Here is a 21508-nt window from a genome sequence, read left to right as displayed (position 1 = left end):
GTGAAAAAATGTCAGATACACGTGAAAAGATTCTTGAAGCTGCAAGAATCGCTTTTTCTGAAAAAGGTTTTGATGGAGTGAGTGTTGAAGAAATCGCACAGCGTGCTGGTGTGCGCAAAGCACTCATATACTATTATTTCCCAAGCAAGGAAATTCTCTTTGAAGAGATCTGGAACAACGCACTCGAAGAGCTCGAAAAACACATTTTCAAAGAGATAGAAAACGAGAACTACTACGTGAAAAAAATCAAGCGATTCTTGAAGGCTTACATAGATTTTGTCACAAGCAGAAAGGTTCTATCAAAAGTCATAGAAAGAGAAAGACCTGCTGTTCTCAACAACAATACCGATGATCCGGAAACAACCTGGTCAAGGTTGAAAGAACGTTACGATGTCTTTGTCGATAAGGTGGCAAGACTGATCGAAGAAGGTAAACAAAACCAAATCGTACATCCCGATGTAGATCCAAAAGTAGCCGCAAAATTGATAGCCCAAGCCATGAGCGGCTCTTCTGCAACCGAAGCAATACAGGATCTGATTCTGCGGGGCTTGATGAAAGAAAGTTGAAAGTTTCGACCTGAAAGATTATAATTTTCTGTGTTGGGGCCGTAGCTCAGCTGGGAGAGCGCTACCTTCGCAAGGTAGAAGCCGTGGGTTCGAATCCCATCGGCTCCACCAAAACGGAGCTTCTCTGGCTCCGTTTTTTGTGTTAAATTTTCTGTTAGGAGTGATCGACTGTGGCTCAGATGATCCCGCCGAATAACCTTGAAGCAGAAGAAGCTGTACTGGGAAGTATTCTGATAGATCCCAGCGTTGTCAACGATGTCATGGAAATACTCAGAAATGGTGACTTTTATTCCAAAAAGCATCAAGCCATTTTCTCTGTAATGGAGAGGCTCTATGAAAGAGGAGACCCGATTGACATACTATCTGTGTGCGAAGAGTTGAAAAAAAATGGGCAGATGAAATTCGTAGGCAGTGATCTGGACGTTGCAAAACTGGCAGAAGCTGTTCCAACGTCAGCTCATGTGATGCATTATGCAAAAATAGTTAGAGATAAATCTATCCTGCGCAGTCTCATAGAAGCAGGCAGAAACATCGTTGAATCTGCTTACGGTGAAAAAGAAGTCGATGAAATACTCGATGAAGCTGAGAGAGTTGTCTTTGACATAGCAGAATCCAGAACCACCAAGACCTATGAACATATCGGTGCGATCATGCACCAGGTCTTTGAGAATCTCGAAGACCTCAGAACAAGAAATGCGAATGTTCTGGAACCTGGAGCCGTTGTCAGTGGCTTGCCAACTGGATTGAAATCCTTAGACAGACAGACAACAGGTTTCCACAAATCTGACCTTGTTATCGTTGCGGCTCGTCCTTCAGTCGGTAAAACTGCCTTTGCTCTGACAATAGCACGAAATATGGCAGTCAAATTCAATCTCTCCATTGGTATTTTCAGCTTGGAGATGTCAAAAGAACAGCTCGCTCAAAGACTGCTCTGCACGGAATCAAGGGTGGATTTGCACAAACTTCGAACGGGTTTTCTCACCAACGAAGAATGGGATAGATTGACTGTGGGAGCATCAGTACTTTACAAAGCCAATTTGATCGTCGACGACGAACCTTCACTCGATCCCAGGACACTGCGCGCAAAGGCTCGGAGAATGAAAAGAGAATACAACATAGACGCCATTTTCATTGATTATCTGCAGTTGATGCACTTAAGAGGTGGCGGGTCTGAGAGCAGGCAGCAAGAAATCTCAGAAATCTCAAGATCTCTAAAACTTTTGTCCAGAGAGCTGAACATAGTCGTTGTGGCGCTTTCTCAGCTTTCCCGTGCCGTCGAAGCTCGAGAGGACAAAAGACCACGTCTGAGTGATCTGAGAGAGTCAGGTGCAATTGAACAGGATGCAGATACTGTTCTTTTCATATACAGAGATGAATACTACAAAAAAAGCGATCGCATTCACGAACCACACGAAGCCGAGATAATCATAGGCAAGCAGAGGAATGGACCTATTGGCACGGTAGTACTCATGTTCGAACCAAAAACCGCTTCTTTTTACGAAATAGAGCAGGTGACAAGAGAATGATGAGAGTCGGACTGGGTACCGACAGACATCCTTTGAAAGAAAATAGAAAGTTCATCTTGGGTGGAGTTGAAATAGACTTCCCACTGGGTCTTGATGGACATTCAGATGCGGATGTACTGTGTCATGCGATAATCGATTCTTTGCTTGGAGCATCTTCTTTGCAGGATATAGGTACACATTTTCCCCAAACAGATGAATGGAAAAATGCTTCGAGCTTACAGATGCTTGTGAAAACCGTCGATTTGTTGAAAGAAAAAAATTGGGAGATCGTCAACATAGATGCGACGATAATCTGTGGTGTTACAAAGCTTTCAGATTACAGAGCACAGATGATCAGCAATCTATCAAAAGCCATGCAAATACCAGCCGAATGTATTTCAATCAAATTCAAGAGCTCCAATCAGCTCGGTTTTGAATCAAAAGAAGGTGTCTCAGCCATCGCCGTGTGTTTGATCTCAAGGAATTCTGCCAGTTGAAGATCTATTTGATTCAAGAACTTCTTTTGCAATTTTGACCAGCCAATCTTCATCTGAAAAAATCAAAACTCCTGTTCTGGCAAATGGCTCATTTACATTAACGACCTTTTCAGATCTGTTCAGCAGCACCACAGCACCTTCGAGTACCCGCCTGCGAATATTCTCAACTCCCGACAGATCCACCTTTAGATCCAGTTTGTTTTTTGGCAGTCTTCCTTTTACTGTGCCGTCCATGAAGATGCACACCGCTTCGTACCCAAGTTGCTTGAGTTTTTCCATCTTTGATTCGTCTTCCACAAAAACAGGGAGTATGACTTTTCTATTTATCAAAGATCTCACAACATCAGGATCAACCCTGTTCAAACCATTCAAGATCGGTACAACACCGCTGTTGAACAAACCCTCACCGATGTAAGTAAGAATCTGAGCTGTTATGAATGCGGAACGAGAGATCCTGTTGAGTGGTTCCTGATCGGACTCGTCAAGTGTATCGAGCGTTCCAAATACGACGTATTCAAAGCCATAAGAGCGTGCAACCATACCGGCTGCAAAACCAGCTTCCCGTGCCATTTCAAGGTTTTGATTACATCCAAGCGAGAGTAAGCTGACGTCCTTTACCAATTTTTGAAGCGGTACTACCAGAACAGAATCTTCCGTCGCATTTTTCAATTCAAAGAAAATCTCAACTGATAATGCCACGCTGGAGCATGTCAAGAATAAAAATACCAGGACCACCTTTTGTATTTTCTTCAACAACAACATCTGCGACCTCCTTCAATGCATCGGTACCATTTCTAACGGCAACTTTCAAGCCGGCAGCTTTCAAAAGTGGAATATCGTTGTCGTTGTCTCCAAAGGCAACGGCATCCTTCAGGTCCCACTTTTTGTGCTCTGCTATCAGTTTGAGTGCTCTGCCTTTGTCAACCTGTGCAGGGACAAAATCAAGATAATTGGCAAAGGATTTGAAGATCGCAAGTTCAGGGAAGATTTGTCTTAGATGATTTATCACAGAATCGAGCCTTTGTGGCTCATCTATCGCGAGCAATTTCGTTGCACCTTTTTGGCTGACAAACTCTGCCAGATCTGGAACGACGGTGAGTTCAATCTGTGAGTGTTCGCTGTACGCTTTTGCATGATCGTTTTCTTCTTCAACAACCAGTTTGTCATCAACATAAGCCTGTCTGTGAATCTTCATTTCTCTGAGGACCGTTACGACCTTTTTGGCTGTCAGAGGATCTATTTTTACATCCAGTATCCTGCCAGACTCTGGCAGCCACGCAACTGAACCGTTGTAAGCTATCAGTGGAAACTGCTCTGAAAAATATCTTTTGAGCAATTTCACAATCGACGGCAGCATCCGACCGCTTGCAAAAACGATTTCTTTCCCAATTTCCATCAATTTTTCAATTGCTTCAAGATTCTTTGGATGAATATCGTGGCTGTCCTGTAAAATCGTCCCGTCCAGGTCAAAAACGAATATCTTCAAGGTTTTTCTCCCTCCATCCAGATGCGTTCAAAATACTGCACGTACTCTTTGCACAACTGTCTATCGCGCACTACTATCAACATCTCTGAGTTACTGGTGTATCCACTCTTTGTTGCGTTCGCAGAACCGGTCAAAACCGTTCGCCCATCGATTATAAACAACTTGCTGTGCAATGTAAAGCCGCGTACCACCTTCAGTTCAACACCGCTGAATGGCAACTTCGACAGATTTGAGTTCTTGAAAAACCACTCGTCCAGTAAGATTCTCACACGCACACCTCTACTTGAAAGTATCTTGATGGCAGCCCATACCTGGGGGTGAGTCAGTGCGTACATAGCCACATCCAGCGTTTTATTCGTTTTACCCAATTGTTCAAGCACGGTTTGTTCTATTTGAAAGTTTTTCATGAGAATTTTTCCAATCATCACTTCGATATTTCTTTCGTAACCTTCCCACAGATCATCGAAAAATCTCTCGAAAATGGCTCCAATGGCTGAATCTTCAACAACAAGGATGTCGTTGAATGAGTTAAACAGGCTGTGAGTGGTGAAATTCGCCGAGCCAATGATCAATGTTTTTTCATCAACCACTATCAGCTTCATGTGAAACAAAGAGCTCTCAGCATCTATTCTCACAGGTATATAACTGTCTGTGAACGGTGTCTCACAGATTATCCTTACCTTCACACCTCTTTTAACGGCATTTTCAAGGGCAAGGACTATCTTTGGTTCGTCTATGGAAAAGCTGCAAACCGAGACAGTTAATTGTGCACCATCGATGATATCCGCAATGAGAGCAGAAGAGTTGAGCGGAGTAAATACGACTTTTTGGGCTAAGATCGAGCATGATATCATTAAAAACAGAAGCACTGCGTACTTCATCAAGATGATTATACAGGAGTGATGATCGTGATAAACCGTGTAACACACATTCTGACAGGCCCAATTGGCACAAATACCTATGTTCTGCAAAACGACCCACCCATAGTGATAGATCCGGGTTATGGTATTGAGAAGATCATCGATCAGGAATGTATAGTACTTCTTACACATATGCACTTTGATCACATCTGCGGTCTGAAGAAACTAAAGCCTTTAAAGGTGTACATATCAAAACCAGATTTGGTTGGGCTTTGTGACCCAGTGATGAATAAATCTCACCTTTTTGGAAACAGCTACTGTTATCAGGGTGAGTGCGAAACATTCTCTGATAAACTGGACATAGGAGACTGGCATTTTCGTATAATCGAAACGCCGGGCCATACGGCTGGCTCTGTCGTTCTTGTGACAGAGAAGGTATTCTTCACCGGTGATACAATTTTCATTGACAGCATAGGAAGGACTGATTTTCCTGAGTCCAGTGAAAGTTCCATGGTGGAAAGCCTGAAAAAGCTGTCAGTTCTTTTCAAACAGGCTGACCCGGATTCTATGGTGTTACCAGGACACATGCAGTGTGGTACTGTTGCAGATGTCCTTGAGAAAAATGTCTTTCTTCGGGAGGTTTTAGCATGAAAAAGCTAATAACAGTTCTGCTCATCTTTCTCTTAACCGGCTGTATGCTCAGACCAGTTTATGTACCGCCAAGTGCGTATTCTCTCACATCGGCTGTTAGGTCTGTTCAGGATGGTTATACGATGGTTTTCTTAGAACAAATAGACGGTTATGGAGCTGTAAACCAAAAGGGTGTTGTGGCAGGTTATTTGAAAGACAAAACAAATTACTTACTCTACGGTTTTAAGTTCTACGATGGATCTGCAAAAGATGCATGGAAGAAAATCGTTAAGGAGTTTGGTGCCTGGAGTTCAAGGACGTATCTGGACTTTCCAACCAGCGGTCTGTACAGCACGAAAAAAGACGGCAAGTATATCGTCGCCTGGTGGAAGGATGTCTGGTTATTCGTCGTGGAGTCTTCTTCCAATGCAGAGGTTTTTGCAAATTACGTGATGGATAATTTTGCAAGAATAGGAGGTTTGAAAAGATGGTGATCTTTGCGCACAGAGGTTATTCGGCGAAATTCCCCGAAAACACATTGAAAGCCTTTAAAAAAGGCTTTGAATACGGTGCAGACGGTATTGAACTTGATCTGAGAATGACCGCAGACAGAAAAATCGTAGTGATCCATGACGAAGATCTTCAAAGGCTGTTCGGTGTCAAAACAAAGATCTGTGATTTGACCCTGAGTGAACTTGAAAAGTACGAAAAAGATGGTGAAAGGATTCCGACTTTTGAACAGGTGCTTTCAATCATTCCAAAAGGAAAACTTTTGAACGCCGAGTTCAAAGAACATGAAGTGGCTGAGGATGCGATAGATCTGATTGAAAAATATTCTATGGCAGAAAAAACTGTTATTTCATCTTTTCATCACGATCTGATAGCAGATTTGATAAAAAAATATCCACACATGAAATTCGGTTTTTTAGTCGGTGAAGAGCTGAAAAATAATCCAGTTGAACTGATTAAAAAGCTACTTGAACACAGACCATACTCAATGCACTTACCACACCAGCTGGCTGATTATCCAGATTATTTCAATCTCATTTGCGATCTGGTGAAAAAACACGGTGCGAAGATATTCATCTGGACGCTGGATGATCTGCAAAAGTACGAAAGAATCAAAGACAAAATAGATGGTGTTATCACCAACGACGTTGACAGATTTGTGAAGTACGCAAAGACAAGCAGGTAATATCGGCTGGGGGCGGGGTCATGAAAAAATTGACTTTTTTTCTGGTCAGTATAGGTGTACTTTGTCTTGGCTTTACCTTTAAATTCGATGGATGGATCGAGTACGATTTTGATCAACCAACAGATCTTGCGAAATTTTCCGTGGTAGTGCCATTCATGGGAGCTTCTTTCACAGCAAGCGGTGGTTTTAAAAGAGACAATCAGGTAACACCACCTTATGCAGATAAGCTCTGGTACAACTACTGGTACTGGGATGAAGGATTTTTCGAGTGGAAAAACAACCTGTTTCTCATACAGATAGGTGTAAAAGAACACTCTGTGGGACCTGGAAACATATACAAACTCTTCGTCGCCGAAAACGGCTTTTCATACCCATCTGTGCATTCTGTTGCAACTTTCAGCAAATTCAAAGTTGAAACACTGTGGGGTGGTCTCAGATTTGTGGAAAATGGATCCAAGCCAGCAAAGGGTTTCAACTACAGATCACTGATATATTCACCATTTGAAGGTTTTGAAATAGCTTATCAGGAAAGCATCCTGTATTTGAACAGGTTTTTCGATCCGTACTATTTTTTCATTCCAATCCCGGCACCGGGAATACAGGAATTCTGGCATCTGAATGCACCTTGGGGATATCCAACATCTGAGCTTGATGACAATTCAATGATCGGAGGCTGGGTGAAATATTCCACAGCCAATTACTCGGTTTATTCAGAAGTTCTCGTGGATGATATCAACATGAACAGATTTCTAAATCCGGAAGGCTTCCAGAACCCAGACAAAATTGCTTTTTTGGCTGGCTTTTCGGGAAAAAGCGGACCTTACACCCTGACCTTTGAAGTCGCCGGTGCCACTGCTTTTACTTTTCAAAGAACAACTTCTAACAGACCGTATGAATACGTGTACTTTGAAGACTCAGATCTTGCAATTGAAAAAAACATGATTGGTTACAGGCACGGTGAAAACAACATAGCCTGTTCGATCAGTCTGGGATATTCAGATGACAGCTGGTTCATCAGCACTGTCTATGAAGGGCTGATATACGGTACAAGAACACCTGAAAAACCCTGGCATGGCAGCACTGTGCCGTCTGGCATTCACTGGCTCACTGGCGATGTGAAATCTCAGTACTCACTCACTGCCAGAATCGCTTACGATTTCAAAAACTTCCTGCCACGCTCTGAAAAATTCATCACAGGTTTGAGATTTGGTTTTATTGACGATAAACCTTTTTTTGGTTTTGATCTTTCCTGCGCATTTTTAATAAACCAATAAGGAGGCGATGCAATGAAAGGACTTGTACTGTGCGCTGGAAAAGGTACCAGACTAAGGCCATTGACCTACACGACGGCAAAGCACCTGATACCTGTGGCGAACAGACCTGTTATTCAGTACACACTCGACTTCATGAAAGATGCCGGCGTTAAGCAAATAGCGATAGTCGTGAGCCCTGAGAATAAAGACCTTTTCAGAGAGGTTTTAAAAGATGGCAGCGAATTTGGGCTTTCAATCGAGTATGTCGTGCAGGAACAGCCAAAAGGTATTGCCCATGCAGTTTATCAGGCAAAAGATTTCATAGCAGATGATCCATTTTTAATGGTACTTGGAGACAATTTGATCTTTGAAGATATTAAACCTGCTGTAGAAGAATTTGACAGATCTCAAGAGAACGCAGTTGTTTTGCTCGCACACGTTCAGGATCCGAGAGCTTACGGTGTGGCAGTCCTTGAAGATGGAAAGATAAAATACGTCGTCGAAAAGCCCAAGGAACCACCGAGCGATCTTGCAATAGTTGGTGTGTACATGTTCCGCAAAGATGTTTTCAAAGCAATAGAGAACATCAAACCATCCTGGAGAGGAGAACTTGAAATAACAGATGCAATTGACTATCTTGTGAAAAACGGTTATTCTGTGAAAGCACATATAATAACAGGCTGGTGGAAAGACACGGGAAAACCAGAGGATTTACTCGAGGCAAATAGAAAGATTCTGGACAACATGAAACAGGAATATCTTCATGGTCAAGTCGATAAAAACAGTACTATTCAGGGAAGAGTGTGTATCGGTCAGGGATCGATCATAACTGGTTCGCTCATTCGAGGTCCTGTTATCATAGGAAACAATTGCAGTATTACAAACAGTTATATTGGACCGTACACAGCCGTTGGCAACAACGTGTCACTTGAAAACTGTGAGATCGAAAATTCCATTCTCATGGATCAGAGCAACATCAAAAATGTCACAACTCGTATTGATTCATCTATACTCGGTAAGGGTGTAAAGGTTTTTCAGAACGGAGGGTTTCCAAAGGCTGCACGGCTGGTTGTGGGAGATCTGAGTTCGATACAATTTTGAAAAAGCCCCCGATCGGGGGCTTTTTTGTCATCTGTTTTTCACCCAGCGTATCACCATCGGACTTGCGATGTAAATGGAAGAATACGTTCCCACCACTGTACCAATGGTCATACCAAAAGCAAAGGGTTTTATCGCATTTCCAGCAAAGAGCAGGAGCACAAAAACCACAAAAAACGTCGTCAGGGAAGTATTAACAGTTCTTCGAAAGACCTGGTTTATACTGTCATTCACTATAACTGAAATCTCCTTACCCTTGAATTTTTTCATATTTTCCTTTATTCTGTCATACACGATTATCGTGTCGTTCAGAGAATAGCCGATCAGCGTCAAAAATGCAGCCACAGCCGGAACATTCAGCTCATAATTAAAAATCGAGAAGAAACCCATTGTCACAACGACGTCGTGTACCAGAGCAAGTGTTGCACCTACACCAAAAACAAAATTGAACCTCAGCGTGATGTAAACGAGTATCGCAACCAGTGTTATTATCACCGCACGCCAGGTGAGTCTTCTGACTTCTTCGGCAGCAGAACCACCGGTTTCGTTGAATGAGACCACCTGACCCTTTAGATTTTTTTCATAAATCTTCGATTCTATCTTAGCCTGAAGATCTGCTTTCTCCTCTGCAGTAAATGTCTTGGTAAGAGTTATTGAAAATTTGGCTATGTTTTCTGGATCTCCCACAGATCTGACCCTTGTCACTCTTGCCGATGAAAAATCAGTGGATATCTCGTTCAAAATCTTTCTCACATCGGCTTCTGTAAAGCTTGATGATTCAACTCTCAATATCAACTCGGAGCCACCCAGAAACTCCACACCGAAGTTAAAACCTTTTGTGAAAATGTAGATCAGACTTATTGCAACCAGAACCACAGAGATTGATATGAAAATCTTTCTTTTGCCTACAAAATCGAAGTGCTTCATGACTGAGCTCCCCCCTCTTCAACGACTGGTCTGCGTATGAGAGAACTAAAAGCATCTGTCAAGAGTCTTGAAAGGACTATGTTCACAAAAAAGCTACCAAGCACACCTATGATCAACGTAATTGCAAATCCCTTCACGGTGCCCGTACCGAAGTAGTACAGAGCCAAACCAGCAATGATGGTAGTGAGATTGGCATCGAACAGAGTGATGAAGCATCTGCCAAAACCGGAGTTTATTGCGGCTTTTATCGATTTGCCAGCTCTCAATTCTTCTTTGATTCTCTCAGCGATGATGATATTTCCATCAACAGTCGTTCCAATCGTGAAGATTATACCGGCAATACCCGGCAGTGTCAGTATCGATCCAGTCGCGGCAAGCACACCGAGCAGCAATATGGTGTTGTATATCAGCGCTATGTCCGCAATGACTCCCTGTATTCCATAGACAACAATCATGTAGATGAACACGATTATCAATCCAACAATCCCAGCCCACAGAGAAGTCCTCACGATATCCGAACCAAGCAGTGGTGCCACCCATCCGGCTGAAACTTTTTCAAGCCTTGCCGGTAGAGCTCCGCTCCTGAGTATCGCTGCCAGCTGCTTTGCTTCCTCAATCGAGAAGTTACCGGTTATCTCAGCCTTTCCATCTGGTATGACAGATATGACATAACCTGCAAACTGCACCACATTGTCAAGGACTATGGCAAGGCGCTTTTCTTTTGCCGCAGCGGTTGAAATGGCAGATTCCGGTACGACTAACTGCTGTGTGATCTTTTTGAAAACTTCAGCGTCTTTGCTGGCTAACTCAAAAGTAACCTTGTATCCAAACCTTCCTGCACGGGTTTCGGGTACAGGGTTAGCCGAGACTATCTGTGGAGAAATCAACTTCAAATCTTTCAAAAGCATTATCTCCTGTCTGACAAGGTACCATATTTTTCCATCCCTTGCGGGAAGCCACTCGGCTTTTTTTATCTTTGCCATATCTTTCAATCTCGGATCCGTTTGTGGATCAACCTGACTCTCTTCCAGAACCTGACCAAAATACATCACACCGGTCGAGCCAAGCAATTTCTCGGCTTTTGTCGTATCTGTCGCGGCAGGGATTTCAATCACTATGAAAGAATTGTTTTCCCTAAAAGTTTTTCGCACAGTCGCTTCAGTATATCCTGCGGCATCGAGCCTGTTCCTCAGAACTGTCCAGACATTGTCGACGACTTCGCTTGGATTTTCAACACCTGATTGTACATCCACTCTGTATTCCAGACGAGCTCCGCCTTTGATATCAAGTCCAAGTGGTATACGCTGAAAGATCGCCGCAAAACCCTTGTAAGTCTGACCCTTACTTGGCCACAACAGGGCAAGAAAAGCAGCAAAAATCACCGCAATCACAACTATGAGTCTCACTCTGTTTGCTCTCATGATCATGTTCCCTCCTCAGTTCTGTTCCTTGTCTTTTTCCTCCTGTTCCTTTGATTCCTCTTTCTCCTTGGCTTCCTCTTTCAAAACAGTTGCTATTGCCCTTTTGGTTATCTCCAGCTCCGTCGTCATGGCTGTCTTGATCTTGACTGTGTCTTTCTTGATGTCTATGATTTTCCCAACGATTCCACCGACAGTTATAACGGTGTCGCCGCGCTTCATGTTTGAGATCATATCACGAAACTGCTTTTCCCTTCTTCTTTGAGGTAGAATCATGAGAAAATAGAACATCACAAAGAGAATAACCAGAAGAAAGATGAAACTGAGACCTGAACCTGTAGCAGTTGTGCTTGGAGTGCTACCCGTTGCTCCTGGTACTGCACTGTAAATTATTTCCACCTTAGATACCTCCTTTTTGTTCTTCGATCTTAGATGATTTTACCAGAATTTTGTGAATTACTGGAATGAAAATCAGTTGCAGTCCCAAACCTATCAGTCCATATAGAAGATCTACCCATGGTTTTGCGCCTGTCTTCAAAAAATACACCGTGACTATAAAAACAGCTTTTGCCACAACAAAATCAAGTAAGATCGTCAGGTAAAGATTTTTGAATTTTTTGTAGAAAAAGCCCGTCAAAAAACCGATCGTTACCGACTCAAAGATCGTCGCCATCAGAAAATTCATCTGCAAAATGCCCGTGGCAAGAAAGCCACTCACCGGGGCAAAAAACCCGACCAGTGTCGCGATCAATGTACCGTGGATGAGAGCAACAACAACAGTCAGAAAATTCACCACTAGAAACATCCTTGTCAGCGTTGGTGAATTATTCAACTGTAGAAAATACATCAGAGCTGTCGCTAAAGCTGTCCAGAGCAGGAAAAAAACCAGTTTTTTGACCAAACCACATCCTCCTAAACCACATTTTTCTCGCGTACCACACCTTTTTCAAATCTATCAAGATTCAGCTCACTGATATCCACGTGCAATGTTTTACCATACAGTATCATCTGTGCAAGTGCTTCACCAACCGCCGGTGCAAGCATGAAACCATGACCGCTGAAACCAACTGCGTAGTAGAAATTCGGTATCTTTGGAGATTCTCCAATAATCGGCTGTGCATCGGGTGACATGTTATAATGCCCGGACCAGTGGCGCACGATCCTGATCTTTGACAAAAACGGAAAGATCTTACTCATTTTTCTTGCCATTTGTTTTTCAAACCTGTACGTGACGTTGTTGTTTATACCGGGTTTTTCATCGGCATCACCCTGACCCATGATGAACTGTCCATGCTTGGTCTGTCTCATGTAGAAATTTCCTGAAAAACTTATCGCCATCGGATCAAAAAAGTTCTTCACAGCTTCTGTGACCATTATCTGATGCCTGTAACTTTCGGTTGGAAGATCCATGCCAACCATTTTTGCGACCTCTCTCGAATAAGGTCCAGCCGCGTTTATCAATATCTGAGCCGTTGTTTTACCTCTGTTCGTGAACAGTTCAAACCCATTTTCCAATACTTCAACCGCGATGACCTCGGTATGCGTCATGATATTCACTCCGAGTCTTCGTGCGGCTCTTGCATAAGCAAAATTTGCAAGGTGCGGGTTTGCATGACCATCTTTCTGGCAAAAGGTTGCCAGTTTGACTCCACTCACATCGATATATGGGTATTTCTCTTTAACCTGCCGTGGTGTGAAAATCTGAACGTCCAGTCCAAGTTCTCTCTGCATCCGGACGTTTTTTTCAAACTGTGCGGCTTCCTGATCGTCGTATGAGAGAACCAGGTATCCTCCCTGTTTGTACTCTATGTCAACGCCTGTTTCATCTGAAAGTTTTTCAAAAAGTGACACACTTCTTTTAGCCAGTATCACATTGTTCGGTGAACTCCACTGTTGCCTTATGCCACCTGCACACCTTCCAGTTGAACCAGAGCTCAGATAATTTTTTTCAAAAACTATTACATCGCTCTCACCGAACTTTGCAAGATGATAGGCTATTGAACAACCAACTATTCCTCCACCTATGATCGCCACCCTGTATTCATTTTTCATCTTCTATCTCTCCCTTGACAATCGAATCGAATTTCACCGGCATCGAAGGTGGCCTGAGTGTGCCAAAACTAATCTCACCTGCACTCTTTTTTGTCTTTCTTTGGAGAATCCCAAGTGTGATCGCTCTGCATGTTCTTCCACCGCACGGTCCCATACCAATTCTCAAATACCTTCTGAGTTCTTCATAGTCCGTGTAGCCTTCGTCTATAGCTTTTTCAACTTCCTCAAGAGTTACCTCCTCACATCTGCAGACAAGCGAATCAGCCTTTTCTGGTAAACGAAAACTTCTGACTATCTGTCCAAAGCCAGATGGAACTGCCAGGTGAACCAAGTGTGTTTTGTTGGCAGACTTGACGACTTTGACGATCTCTGCCTGTGTGACCTCTTTCCCTTCACGATCCAGTGCGATGACCTTCTGACCTTTTTCCGGTAAAGGTGAAAATTCATAAGGCAAAACAACCAGATCTCTACCGGGCTGATAGTTTTCCTGTACCATGAAGATCGCAAGACCGGGACATTTGATTACACAGATACCGCAACCTGTGCACTTTGAATAATCAATGACCGGCAAACTGTTTATGTTCTGATGTACACTGATCGCTCCTGATGGACATGATGTCTGGCACGGGTTACACGGTATGTTTTCATAACACTCTATTACAGGTCTCAACTTTCCAACAGGTCCAGTATCTTTCTGAGTATCTTTTGAGTAACTCAGCACCTGTTGTGGGAAAAATCTTTCCAATCCCCTTCTAACCTTGTCTGAAAATGGTCCTGATCTGAATTCAACCAGCTCTTTTTGCATCTTCTCAAGATCCGGCTGGTCCACACCGGTCAGTTCTCTTGAAACAACAAGTCCCGCTATTCTGCCCTCTATCATCGCTGTTGTCGCTTCTTCAATTCCAGCAAGATCTCCTGCAACAAAGATGTTTTTGATATTGGTCCTCATCTCTTTATCTCTGTAAGGCACATATCCTCCAAGCTCTGGAACATATTCAATTCTCACGCCTGCCATCTGTGCAAGTTCAATCGACGGCAAAAGCCCCACTGCCACACATATCATGTCAACAGCGAGTTCTTTCTCACTGCCTGCAATTATATTGAATTTCTCATCCACCTGAGCTATCACAGCACCTTCGACCTTTTCTTCTCCAATCGCCTCTTTAATCGTATGCCTGAGCAAAATTGGAACGCCAAGTCTCTTTACCTTTGCGGCATGAACCTGATAACCTCCAACCTTGTCTGCTATTTCCACAATTGCCTTTACCTGTGCGCCAGCCTGTAAAAGTTGGTAAGAAACGATCAAACCGATATTTCCAGAACCAACCATCAGCACTCTCTTGCCGGGCAAGACCATGAACTGATTCATCAACGTCTGCACCGCTCCGGCACCGTAAACACCGGGCAAGTGATTGTTTTTAAAAGGGATAAAACGTTCACTGGCACCAGTAGAGATGAGAATATACTTTGGTTCTATTTCAACGACCAGATCTTTCTCTCTATCGTATGCGGTTACAACATCTTCGTATATACCTGTTACGATCGTTTGCTTCATGACGGTAACATTTTCATTCAGTTGCGAGATCAATTTTTTCGCTATCTCAAAGCCTCTGACCGAAGCATAGAATCCCTCATGTCCGAAAAATTTATGCGTCTGTTTAACCAACTGACCGCCGAGTTCGACACCTTCGTCTACGATCAACGTCTTGATATTTCTCCTACCGGTCTCAACTGCTGCGCTCAAACCAGCCGGTCCACCTCCGATTATTAGAAAGTCTGTCTTCACCATGTTATTTCACCTCTGCCAATCTGCCTTTTCACCTGCATTCCTTCTCTAACAAGAGTGATACAGCTTCGAACATTTGGTACGCCGTCGACGATTACAAGGCACGAAGAGCACTTACCTATTGCACAGTAAAATCCCCTTGGTCTTGAATGTTCTGTCTGTCCAAAGACATCGATGCCATTTGCCACAAGTGCCGCGGCTATCGTCTCTCCCTCAAAGGCTTCAAGTTCTCTGCCTTCGAAGAAAAACTTCACGATCTTGGGTGTTTTGACATCCAGGATCGGGTGAGCTGTTATTCTGCGCAAGGGCATCACCTCCGTGAATTTATAAGGGCTACAGATGTATCGGCATTTCAACAACGCCTTCTATGGCACCGAGAACCGTCTCGGTCAGGGTTGGATGTGGATGGATGGATTCTTCGAGCTGTTTTGCATTCAGACCGTTTCTAACTGCTATAACACCTTCCATTATCATATCGGTTGCCGATGGGCTGACGATCGTCATACCGAGCACTCTCAAAGTTTGCTTATCTGCGATCAACTTTGCAAAACCTTCCTTTTCCAAAATCGTTCTTGCCCTTCCGTTTGCGCTCAGCGGGAATGAGAATATCTTGACCTTGGAAGGATCAACATCTTTTTCATGTACTCCAACACTCGCAATCTCTGGATTTGAAAATATCACGCTTGGCACCGCCGAATAATCCATGTGTGCTTCCTCACCACAGATGTTTTTCGCCGCCACAACACCCTCACACATAGCGACATGCGCCAACATTATCTGACCTCTCACATCGCCGACGGCATAGATATTTGGAATATTTGTCTGCATCTTTTGATTTGTCTTAATCCCTCTTTGTATTTCAATACCAAGCGCTTTGACATCTTCACCTATCTTCGGTCTTCTTCCAATAGAGACGAGAACCTTGTGTGATATTTTTTCAATCGTTCCTTCTTTTGTTTCTATTGAACATTTAAAACCTCCGTCTACCGGCTCAACACCAGTTACTTTTGAAGACTCGTATATCTGTACCCCTCTTTTTTTAAGTGATCTGGCTATCAGCTCTGCCACATCTTTATCTTCTGTTGGAAGTATGTGCTCCATGAGTTCGACAATGACAACCGGTACTTTCAGCGCAGAGAAAAAGGTCGCAAATTCAACACCTATCACTCCACCGCCAACTATCAAGATGCTCTGTGGTAGATTTTCCATCTTAAAAACATCGTCACTTGTCCAGACACCGGGTACTCCATCAAATGGTGGTATCAGCGACGGGTAAGAACCCGTTGCGATGACTATGTTTCTGGTTTCAAGTTTCAATTCACCTGCTCTCACAAGGTTGTGTGATTCTATCGTTGCCTGTGCGTTTATGAGTTCGATATTGTACTTTTTCAGCAGATATTCGATGCCTTTTCTGGACATGGTGACAACTCTGTTCATGTGATTTTTCATCGCAGAAAAGTCGTACTGTACATTCTCCACATTCACACCCAACTGCTTTGATTTTTCCACGATCTCTGAATAAAGATGAACACTGCTCAAAAGCGCTTTTGTCGGTATACAGCCCCAGTTTGTGCATGTACCACCGACAAATGACTTTTCCACCAACGCAACTTTTTTACCTCTCTGTCCAAGTTTTATTGCGGCAACATATCCACCTGGACCGGCACCGATCACAACTGCATCGTACAAAACAACCACCTCCTGTGACATGACAAAAAAATTGTACCATGTGAACTGCCATTCACCTACAAAAACGCATGCTTTCTAATTTATTAAACAAGCTTGACACATTCAGAACATCTTGACAGTTTTACTTTGTACTCAAAAGATCGTTTAAAGGTTGTCCTGAACAAAAATGTTGCTAAAAAAAGAGGGGCAAAAGCCCCTCTTTTTTGTTCAACATTAGTACATCAAAAAACCTGCACGATAGGATTATCGCCACTTTGAATAGTTATTGTCTTATGATAGGTCTTTTGCTCACTAGTAGATATTCCCAAATATGCGGCATCGCCATAAGCCATGTACACATCATATACACCCGGCTCGATACCGATAATTGGCAGAGAGCCATCATCATATGATTTTCCATAATAAACTGGTACAGTATCGTCGTGCGGATAGAGCGTCACATAAACGTAAGGAGCAGGTTCTCCTGATGTTAGATAAAATTGGAAATAAACATTTGCACCTTTATCAGATGGAAGATCTTGTGTGAGAGCTTTTTGTGCATTCACTCTACCCCAGCCACTGTCATGATCAAAACCAGGTGCCATGATATCATCTGCCGTTGCCGCAATGTGTTTTCTTATTTGATAAGCTGTGTATGGTGTTTCTAAAGCCACTCGTGACTTGCCATCAAGTATGCTAGACCCAGTTGGAACAAATCCATCGACACCCAGTCCCAGTTTTTCCAAAAGCAGTGCAATTACACCAGAAACATGTGGAGTAGCCATCGATGTGCCACCGTACAGTGCATACGGATTTTCTCCATCGAAAAATTCTTCCTCATCCCAAAGCGGAACAGTTGAAAGAATTGTGAAATCACCCGGTGCTGCAACAGTTATCCATCTGCCACGAGTTGAAAATTGCGTTATACCATCGTTGGCTGTACTTGCAGCAACATTTATAACCCCAGGATAACACGATGGATAGTGAATTTCATCTGTGTGGCTATTACCAGCCGAAGCAACAAAAATTCCTCCATAATACATAATTTCTGCAATAGTATAAGCCAGTGTGATTGAATAACCTTTTCCACCCCAACTGTTAGAAAAAATCCTTGCACCATGTTCAAAAGCCCACATAAAACCTTCTGCTACATAGTCATCTCCTATGTAAGCGCCATCTCCACCAGTTTCTGGTTCACCAGTGTCAAATATCACGATTGGCATTATCTTTGCATCTGGTGCCACACCAACAACGCCTATTGAGTTGTCACTTGCAGCTATTGTGCCGGCAACATGTGTTCCGTGAGATCCACCAAAAGAGCTGTCTGAATCGGGTGGCAAAAGTTCATCTGTTAATGGTCTGTATCCTTCAACAAGCTGACCCTGTAAATCGGGGTGAGTTCCATCGACGCCTGTGTCGACAACAGCCACGATGACTCCTTTGCCTGTATATCCCATATTCCACGCTTCAGGTGCTTTCACCTTTCTGATACCCCACATGTACTTTTCAAAAAACTCTTCCTGCTGGTTTACATAGGTTTGTTTTGTTTTTGTCAACAGCTCCGTATCTTTCCAGTTGTTGTTGGTAACTGGCTCGATCAAATATCTCTTATAACTTGGTTCAACGTAGTTGATCTTTTCTTTCAGTGTTTCGTCGGCTTTAAGTTTATCGATGATTTCTTGTCTGATCGTGCTGTAATCTTTAGACGTGTTAAAACTTATGACATTTGTCTGGCTGAGTTTTAGATCGACGCGCACTGTCGCATTTTCGTCTATTGATTTGATCAGATTTATCACATCTTGTCTGTTTCCATCTTTGTATCCGATGATGACTACATTGCTCATTGGCTCTGCATCTTTGTCTATTGCCGCTACTATATCTTCAGGCTTAGAATCTTTTTGAATATTGCTCATACATCCTGCGAGTAATAAAACAACACTTAAAGTCAATACGACAATCAATCTCTTCATCATTTTCACCCCCTTCTATCTCAGTTCTCGCCCGTTGTGAATCGATTGTAATAATCAGCTTCATTTGTCCATCTATCATAACCATATCCAAGATCAATCGTTGAAGAAACCCAATATCCATCATCTGTTTGATAAAGAGCAACTGCTAAATCAAGTCCCCATTCATAGGTTTTGAATTTTTCAAGAGGCTCTGATTGACCTACTCTACTTCCATCTGGCAAAATTCTTGTCCAGTCATTGTCAGAGTATGGATCAAACGCAAGTATTACTTCCTGTGGTCCACCAGTTACAATATTTGCATTATAAAAAATATGCTGATCACTTACAGCCTGATCGTAAATCCAAGGGCTGTTTTCGTAAATGAAAAGAATGTCTTCATCGTCTATGAGATCTCCACCTATGTGCGGTGTTGAATTTTGATCTCTCCAGTCAACTGGTTTCCATCTGAAAGTTGGTGTTCTTGAAACATTTGTTTCATTATCCGAAGGAGAAATCAGTTTGACCTTGAATAGATCAAGCGGTATCACTTCAACAACGTTGCTGTTTTCTGATTCAGTTCCATCCTTATAGACTGTCCTAACCGTGTAATAGTATTTTTTACCCGGCTCAAGATCAAAGCCCTTATCAAACCGGTAATAAGTTGTGGTGAATGCTATTTTTTCCCAATTCTCACCATCAGTTGATCTGTAGATGTTGTACCCGGCTCTGTTAGTAGCTGGTGCATGAGTCCAGGCAAGCTGTACAAAAATGTTCGTTTCTGGTATGTTGTGCTCGGGCTTGTAGTTTTTGAGCTCTTCAATCATCTCTTTTGGCAATCTTTTTTCAAGAATCTGTTTAATTGGATTGGGCAGTCTGTAATATTCCACATCGGCATCGCTTGTCCAGCCAAAATACCAAAGTCCTGTGGGGGCAACCCTGCTGGTAACTTCTGGTGGATTTCTGTCGATTGTAAGATAAACGATTTTGTCCAATCTTGAATCATTAACTGTGTAAACTACAACATGCATTGGAACTGTGACATTATCGAATCTTGAAAGAGACAATGTTGCTGTGTACTCACTGACATTTAAAACAGAAGCATCCCTTGCAACAGCACTGGGCACATAGTCCAGAGCAATGTACATTACATTCATCAATTCTGAGCTTGTGACCTTGACCTTTATAGAGTCAAATGTCAGTGTCGTAGCCTCTGGGTCAGTTATGGGAGTGCCTTCTGGTGTGAACAGTTGCACGGTTACATCTGGAATAACATCGTAATCTGTCATGGCTCTTCTTGAAAGTGTTTCTATGGTCTGTAAAATTTTTGGATCGTAGTTTTGAACCATGCTTGTGGCTTTTCCTTCACCGGTGATTTTAATGTCGTATCTGCCATCAGGTAGATAGAACTCCGCATGACCATTTTCATCTGTCGTCGTTGAGATGATTTTCTGTGAACCCTGAAGGATGTCTACAGTTGCTCCAACAGTTGCACTTCCAGTTGTAAAGTCAAGTACCTTCACCAGTGAATGATTGCCACCAACGGTGAATCTCCAAACAGGACTTTCCACGAAGTTTTTACCGTCAGAAACAACAACCTTCCAGTAGTAGGTTTGCCCGGGTGTTAGATTTTCCACAGTGTACTCCGGCTCGTTGACAGTTGCAATCTTTGAAAGATTAGAAGCACTTGTTCCCATGTAGACATCGAAAGTCAGACTCTGCCCTTCTGGATCTGTCGCAGTGGATTTCAATGTCACGGCTTTTGTCGAAGCAAGAACTGCCAACTGCGCACCATCTTGTGGATAGATCAAAGAAACCTGCGGAATGCGGTTGATAGGACCAAAGCATCCATACAGTGCCACTACAATAACACCTACTAACAACAACCACTTCTTACTCATCAATACACCCCCTTTGTGAAGTCAAAAACCATTTTCGTTTTAGATATAATAAAAAACTGGCATTTTAAATAAACTTATTCCTGCGATTAAATAAGTTTAATATCGCGACAATTATAACACTTATTCCAGGTTCAAGTCAAAATCAGTGATTTTCTTTTTAAAAATTGAAGATCAGAAGGCAGAAATTTTTTGATCAAAACTCTATACCTTTTCTTGCCTGTACACCCTTCTGGTAGTAGTGCTTCACTTCCACTATTTCTGAAACCAGATCTGCGTATTCTATAAACTCTTTTGGAGCGTAACGACCTGTGAGAACCACCTCGGGTCTTTGGTGTCTTTTTGTCAGTACATCGAGTACTTCATCTGCCGTTAGAAGTTTAAAATACACCGCTATGTTGATTTCGTCGAGTACTATAAGATCATAAGCACCATCCAGAATGTACCTGGAAACCTTTTCAAAACCCCTTCTGGCGGCATCAACATCTTCCTGTGCTGGAACACCTTTGATGAAACAACCTCTGCCGTACTGTTCGACGACGATATTTGGTATGTATTTTGGCACATCAAGTTCACTGTATCTCATACCTTTTATGAATTGACCGATGTAAACACTCTTACCCGCACAAGCCGATCTCAGTGCAAGACCAAAAGCCGCTGTTGTTTTCCCTTTTCCATTGCCTGTGTAAACATGGACATATCCCATTCAAATACCCCTTTTCA

22 protein-coding genes and 1 tRNA gene are annotated in these 21508 nt (G+C 42.8%); 9 read left to right on the top strand and 14 right to left on the bottom strand.

Going from position 1 to position 21508, the window contains the following annotated elements; genetic code table 11:
- Positions 1-8: 8 nt before the first annotated feature.
- The 4 genes from AC4E92_RS03655 to ispF all read left to right on the top strand — a co-directional run bounded on the left by AC4E92_RS03655 (position 9) and on the right by ispF (position 2568).
- On the top strand, positions 9-566 hold the full coding sequence (locus AC4E92_RS03655; protein WP_490239238.1) for a TetR/AcrR family transcriptional regulator: 558 nt from the start codon (positions 9-11) through the stop codon (positions 564-566).
- Positions 567-601: 35 nt separating this feature from the next.
- A tRNA-Ala gene (locus tag AC4E92_RS03650) sits at positions 602-677 on the top strand.
- A gap of 68 nt (positions 678-745) precedes the next feature.
- Positions 746-2092, top strand: coding sequence for a replicative DNA helicase (gene dnaB / locus AC4E92_RS03645; RefSeq protein WP_490239362.1), 1347 nt, complete (start codon positions 746-748; stop codon positions 2090-2092).
- The gene (gene ispF, locus AC4E92_RS03640) at positions 2092-2568 is read left to right on the top strand and encodes a 2-C-methyl-D-erythritol 2,4-cyclodiphosphate synthase (RefSeq protein ID WP_490239237.1); all 477 of its coding nucleotides are present in this window, start codon (positions 2092-2094) and stop codon (positions 2566-2568) included. The genes dnaB and ispF overlap by 1 nt, the downstream gene beginning before the upstream one ends.
- On the opposite strand, the gene AC4E92_RS03635 is transcribed toward ispF, so the two are convergent.
- The 3 genes from AC4E92_RS03635 to AC4E92_RS03625 are packed head-to-tail and all read right to left on the bottom strand — an operon-like array spanning position 2548 to position 4923.
- The gene (locus AC4E92_RS03635; RefSeq protein WP_490239236.1) at positions 2548-3237 is read right to left on the bottom strand and encodes a hypothetical protein; all 690 of its coding nucleotides are present in this window, start codon (positions 3235-3237) and stop codon (positions 2548-2550) included. The two genes, ispF and AC4E92_RS03635, sit on opposite strands and share 21 nt — an antisense overlap.
- 13 nt (positions 3238-3250) lie before the next feature.
- Positions 3251-4054 (bottom strand): Cof-type HAD-IIB family hydrolase, encoded by an 804-nt coding sequence (locus AC4E92_RS03630; RefSeq protein ID WP_490239235.1) that lies wholly within the window; start codon positions 4052-4054, stop codon positions 3251-3253.
- Positions 4051-4923: a phospholipase D-like domain-containing protein gene (locus tag AC4E92_RS03625; RefSeq protein ID WP_490239234.1), complete on the bottom strand. Its 873-nt coding sequence runs from the start codon at positions 4921-4923 to the stop codon at positions 4051-4053. The genes AC4E92_RS03630 and AC4E92_RS03625 overlap by 4 nt, the downstream gene beginning before the upstream one ends.
- 33 nt (positions 4924-4956) lie before the next feature.
- On the opposite strand from AC4E92_RS03625, the gene AC4E92_RS03620 reads away from it, so the two are divergent.
- From AC4E92_RS03620 to AC4E92_RS03600, 5 genes are read left to right on the top strand one after another with little or no spacing between them, the layout of a single operon-like run.
- Positions 4957-5565 carry an MBL fold metallo-hydrolase gene (locus tag AC4E92_RS03620; protein ID WP_490239233.1) on the top strand — a complete coding sequence of 203 codons (609 nt, stop codon included), beginning with the start codon at positions 4957-4959 and terminating at the stop codon, positions 5563-5565.
- On the top strand, positions 5562-6038 hold the full coding sequence (locus AC4E92_RS03615; RefSeq protein ID WP_490239232.1) for a DUF3242 domain-containing protein: 477 nt from the start codon (positions 5562-5564) through the stop codon (positions 6036-6038). The genes AC4E92_RS03620 and AC4E92_RS03615 overlap by 4 nt, the downstream gene beginning before the upstream one ends.
- The gene (locus AC4E92_RS03610) at positions 6032-6739 is read left to right on the top strand and encodes a glycerophosphodiester phosphodiesterase family protein (RefSeq protein WP_490239231.1); all 708 of its coding nucleotides are present in this window, start codon (positions 6032-6034) and stop codon (positions 6737-6739) included. Before AC4E92_RS03615 ends, AC4E92_RS03610 begins: the two co-directional genes overlap by 7 nt.
- 20 nt (positions 6740-6759) lie before the next feature.
- Positions 6760-8013 (top strand): hypothetical protein, encoded by a 1254-nt coding sequence (locus AC4E92_RS03605; protein ID WP_490239230.1) that lies wholly within the window; start codon positions 6760-6762, stop codon positions 8011-8013.
- Between the two features lie 12 nt (positions 8014-8025).
- Complete coding sequence (locus AC4E92_RS03600; protein WP_490239229.1) at positions 8026-9093, top strand: glucose-1-phosphate thymidylyltransferase; 1068 nt, start codon at positions 8026-8028, stop codon at positions 9091-9093.
- 27 nt (positions 9094-9120) lie between these two features.
- Here the strand turns inward: AC4E92_RS03600 and secF are convergent, their stop codons facing one another.
- The 11 genes from secF to cobO form a co-directional block, all read right to left on the bottom strand.
- A complete protein-coding gene (gene secF, locus AC4E92_RS03595; RefSeq protein WP_490239228.1) occupies positions 9121-10017 on the bottom strand; it encodes a protein translocase subunit SecF in 897 nt (298 codons plus the stop codon).
- Positions 10014-11438, bottom strand: coding sequence for a protein translocase subunit SecD (gene secD, locus AC4E92_RS03590; protein ID WP_490239227.1), 1425 nt, complete (start codon positions 11436-11438; stop codon positions 10014-10016). Before secD ends, secF begins: the two co-directional genes overlap by 4 nt.
- Before the next feature lie 15 nt (positions 11439-11453).
- The gene (gene yajC, locus AC4E92_RS03585; RefSeq protein ID WP_490239226.1) at positions 11454-11834 is read right to left on the bottom strand and encodes a preprotein translocase subunit YajC; all 381 of its coding nucleotides are present in this window, start codon (positions 11832-11834) and stop codon (positions 11454-11456) included.
- Position 11835: 1 nt separating this feature from the next.
- Positions 11836-12336, bottom strand: coding sequence for a hypothetical protein (locus AC4E92_RS03580; protein WP_490239225.1), 501 nt, complete (start codon positions 12334-12336; stop codon positions 11836-11838).
- An 11-nt stretch (positions 12337-12347) separates the two neighbouring features.
- On the bottom strand, positions 12348-13487 hold the full coding sequence (locus tag AC4E92_RS03575) for an NAD(P)/FAD-dependent oxidoreductase (protein ID WP_490239224.1): 1140 nt from the start codon (positions 13485-13487) through the stop codon (positions 12348-12350).
- Complete coding sequence (locus AC4E92_RS03570) at positions 13477-15276, bottom strand: FAD-dependent oxidoreductase (RefSeq protein ID WP_490239223.1); 1800 nt, start codon at positions 15274-15276, stop codon at positions 13477-13479. The genes AC4E92_RS03575 and AC4E92_RS03570 overlap by 11 nt, the downstream gene beginning before the upstream one ends.
- On the bottom strand, positions 15270-15578 hold the full coding sequence (locus AC4E92_RS03565) for a (2Fe-2S)-binding protein (RefSeq protein WP_490239222.1): 309 nt from the start codon (positions 15576-15578) through the stop codon (positions 15270-15272). The genes AC4E92_RS03570 and AC4E92_RS03565 overlap by 7 nt, the downstream gene beginning before the upstream one ends.
- A gap of 28 nt (positions 15579-15606) precedes the next feature.
- Positions 15607-16962, bottom strand: coding sequence for a dihydrolipoyl dehydrogenase (gene lpdA, locus AC4E92_RS03560; protein ID WP_490239221.1), 1356 nt, complete (start codon positions 16960-16962; stop codon positions 15607-15609).
- Between the two features lie 221 nt (positions 16963-17183).
- Positions 17184-18911 (bottom strand): S8 family serine peptidase, encoded by a 1728-nt coding sequence (locus AC4E92_RS03555; protein ID WP_490239220.1) that lies wholly within the window; start codon positions 18909-18911, stop codon positions 17184-17186.
- Between the two features lie 20 nt (positions 18912-18931).
- The gene (locus tag AC4E92_RS03550; RefSeq protein WP_490239219.1) at positions 18932-20788 is read right to left on the bottom strand and encodes a hypothetical protein; all 1857 of its coding nucleotides are present in this window, start codon (positions 20786-20788) and stop codon (positions 18932-18934) included.
- Positions 20789-20981: 193 nt separating this feature from the next.
- Positions 20982-21491 (bottom strand): cob(I)yrinic acid a,c-diamide adenosyltransferase, encoded by a 510-nt coding sequence (gene cobO / locus AC4E92_RS03545; protein WP_490239218.1) that lies wholly within the window; start codon positions 21489-21491, stop codon positions 20982-20984.
- Between the last annotated feature and the right edge of the window lie 17 nt (positions 21492-21508).

Origin of the sequence: Pseudothermotoga sp., from assembly GCF_031962025.1 — a bacterium.
Taxonomy (GTDB): Bacteria; Thermotogota; Thermotogae; order Thermotogales; family DSM-5069; genus Pseudothermotoga_B.
Note: the sequence above shows the minus strand (reverse complement) of the source record. Positions and strands in the feature narration are given on the sequence as shown.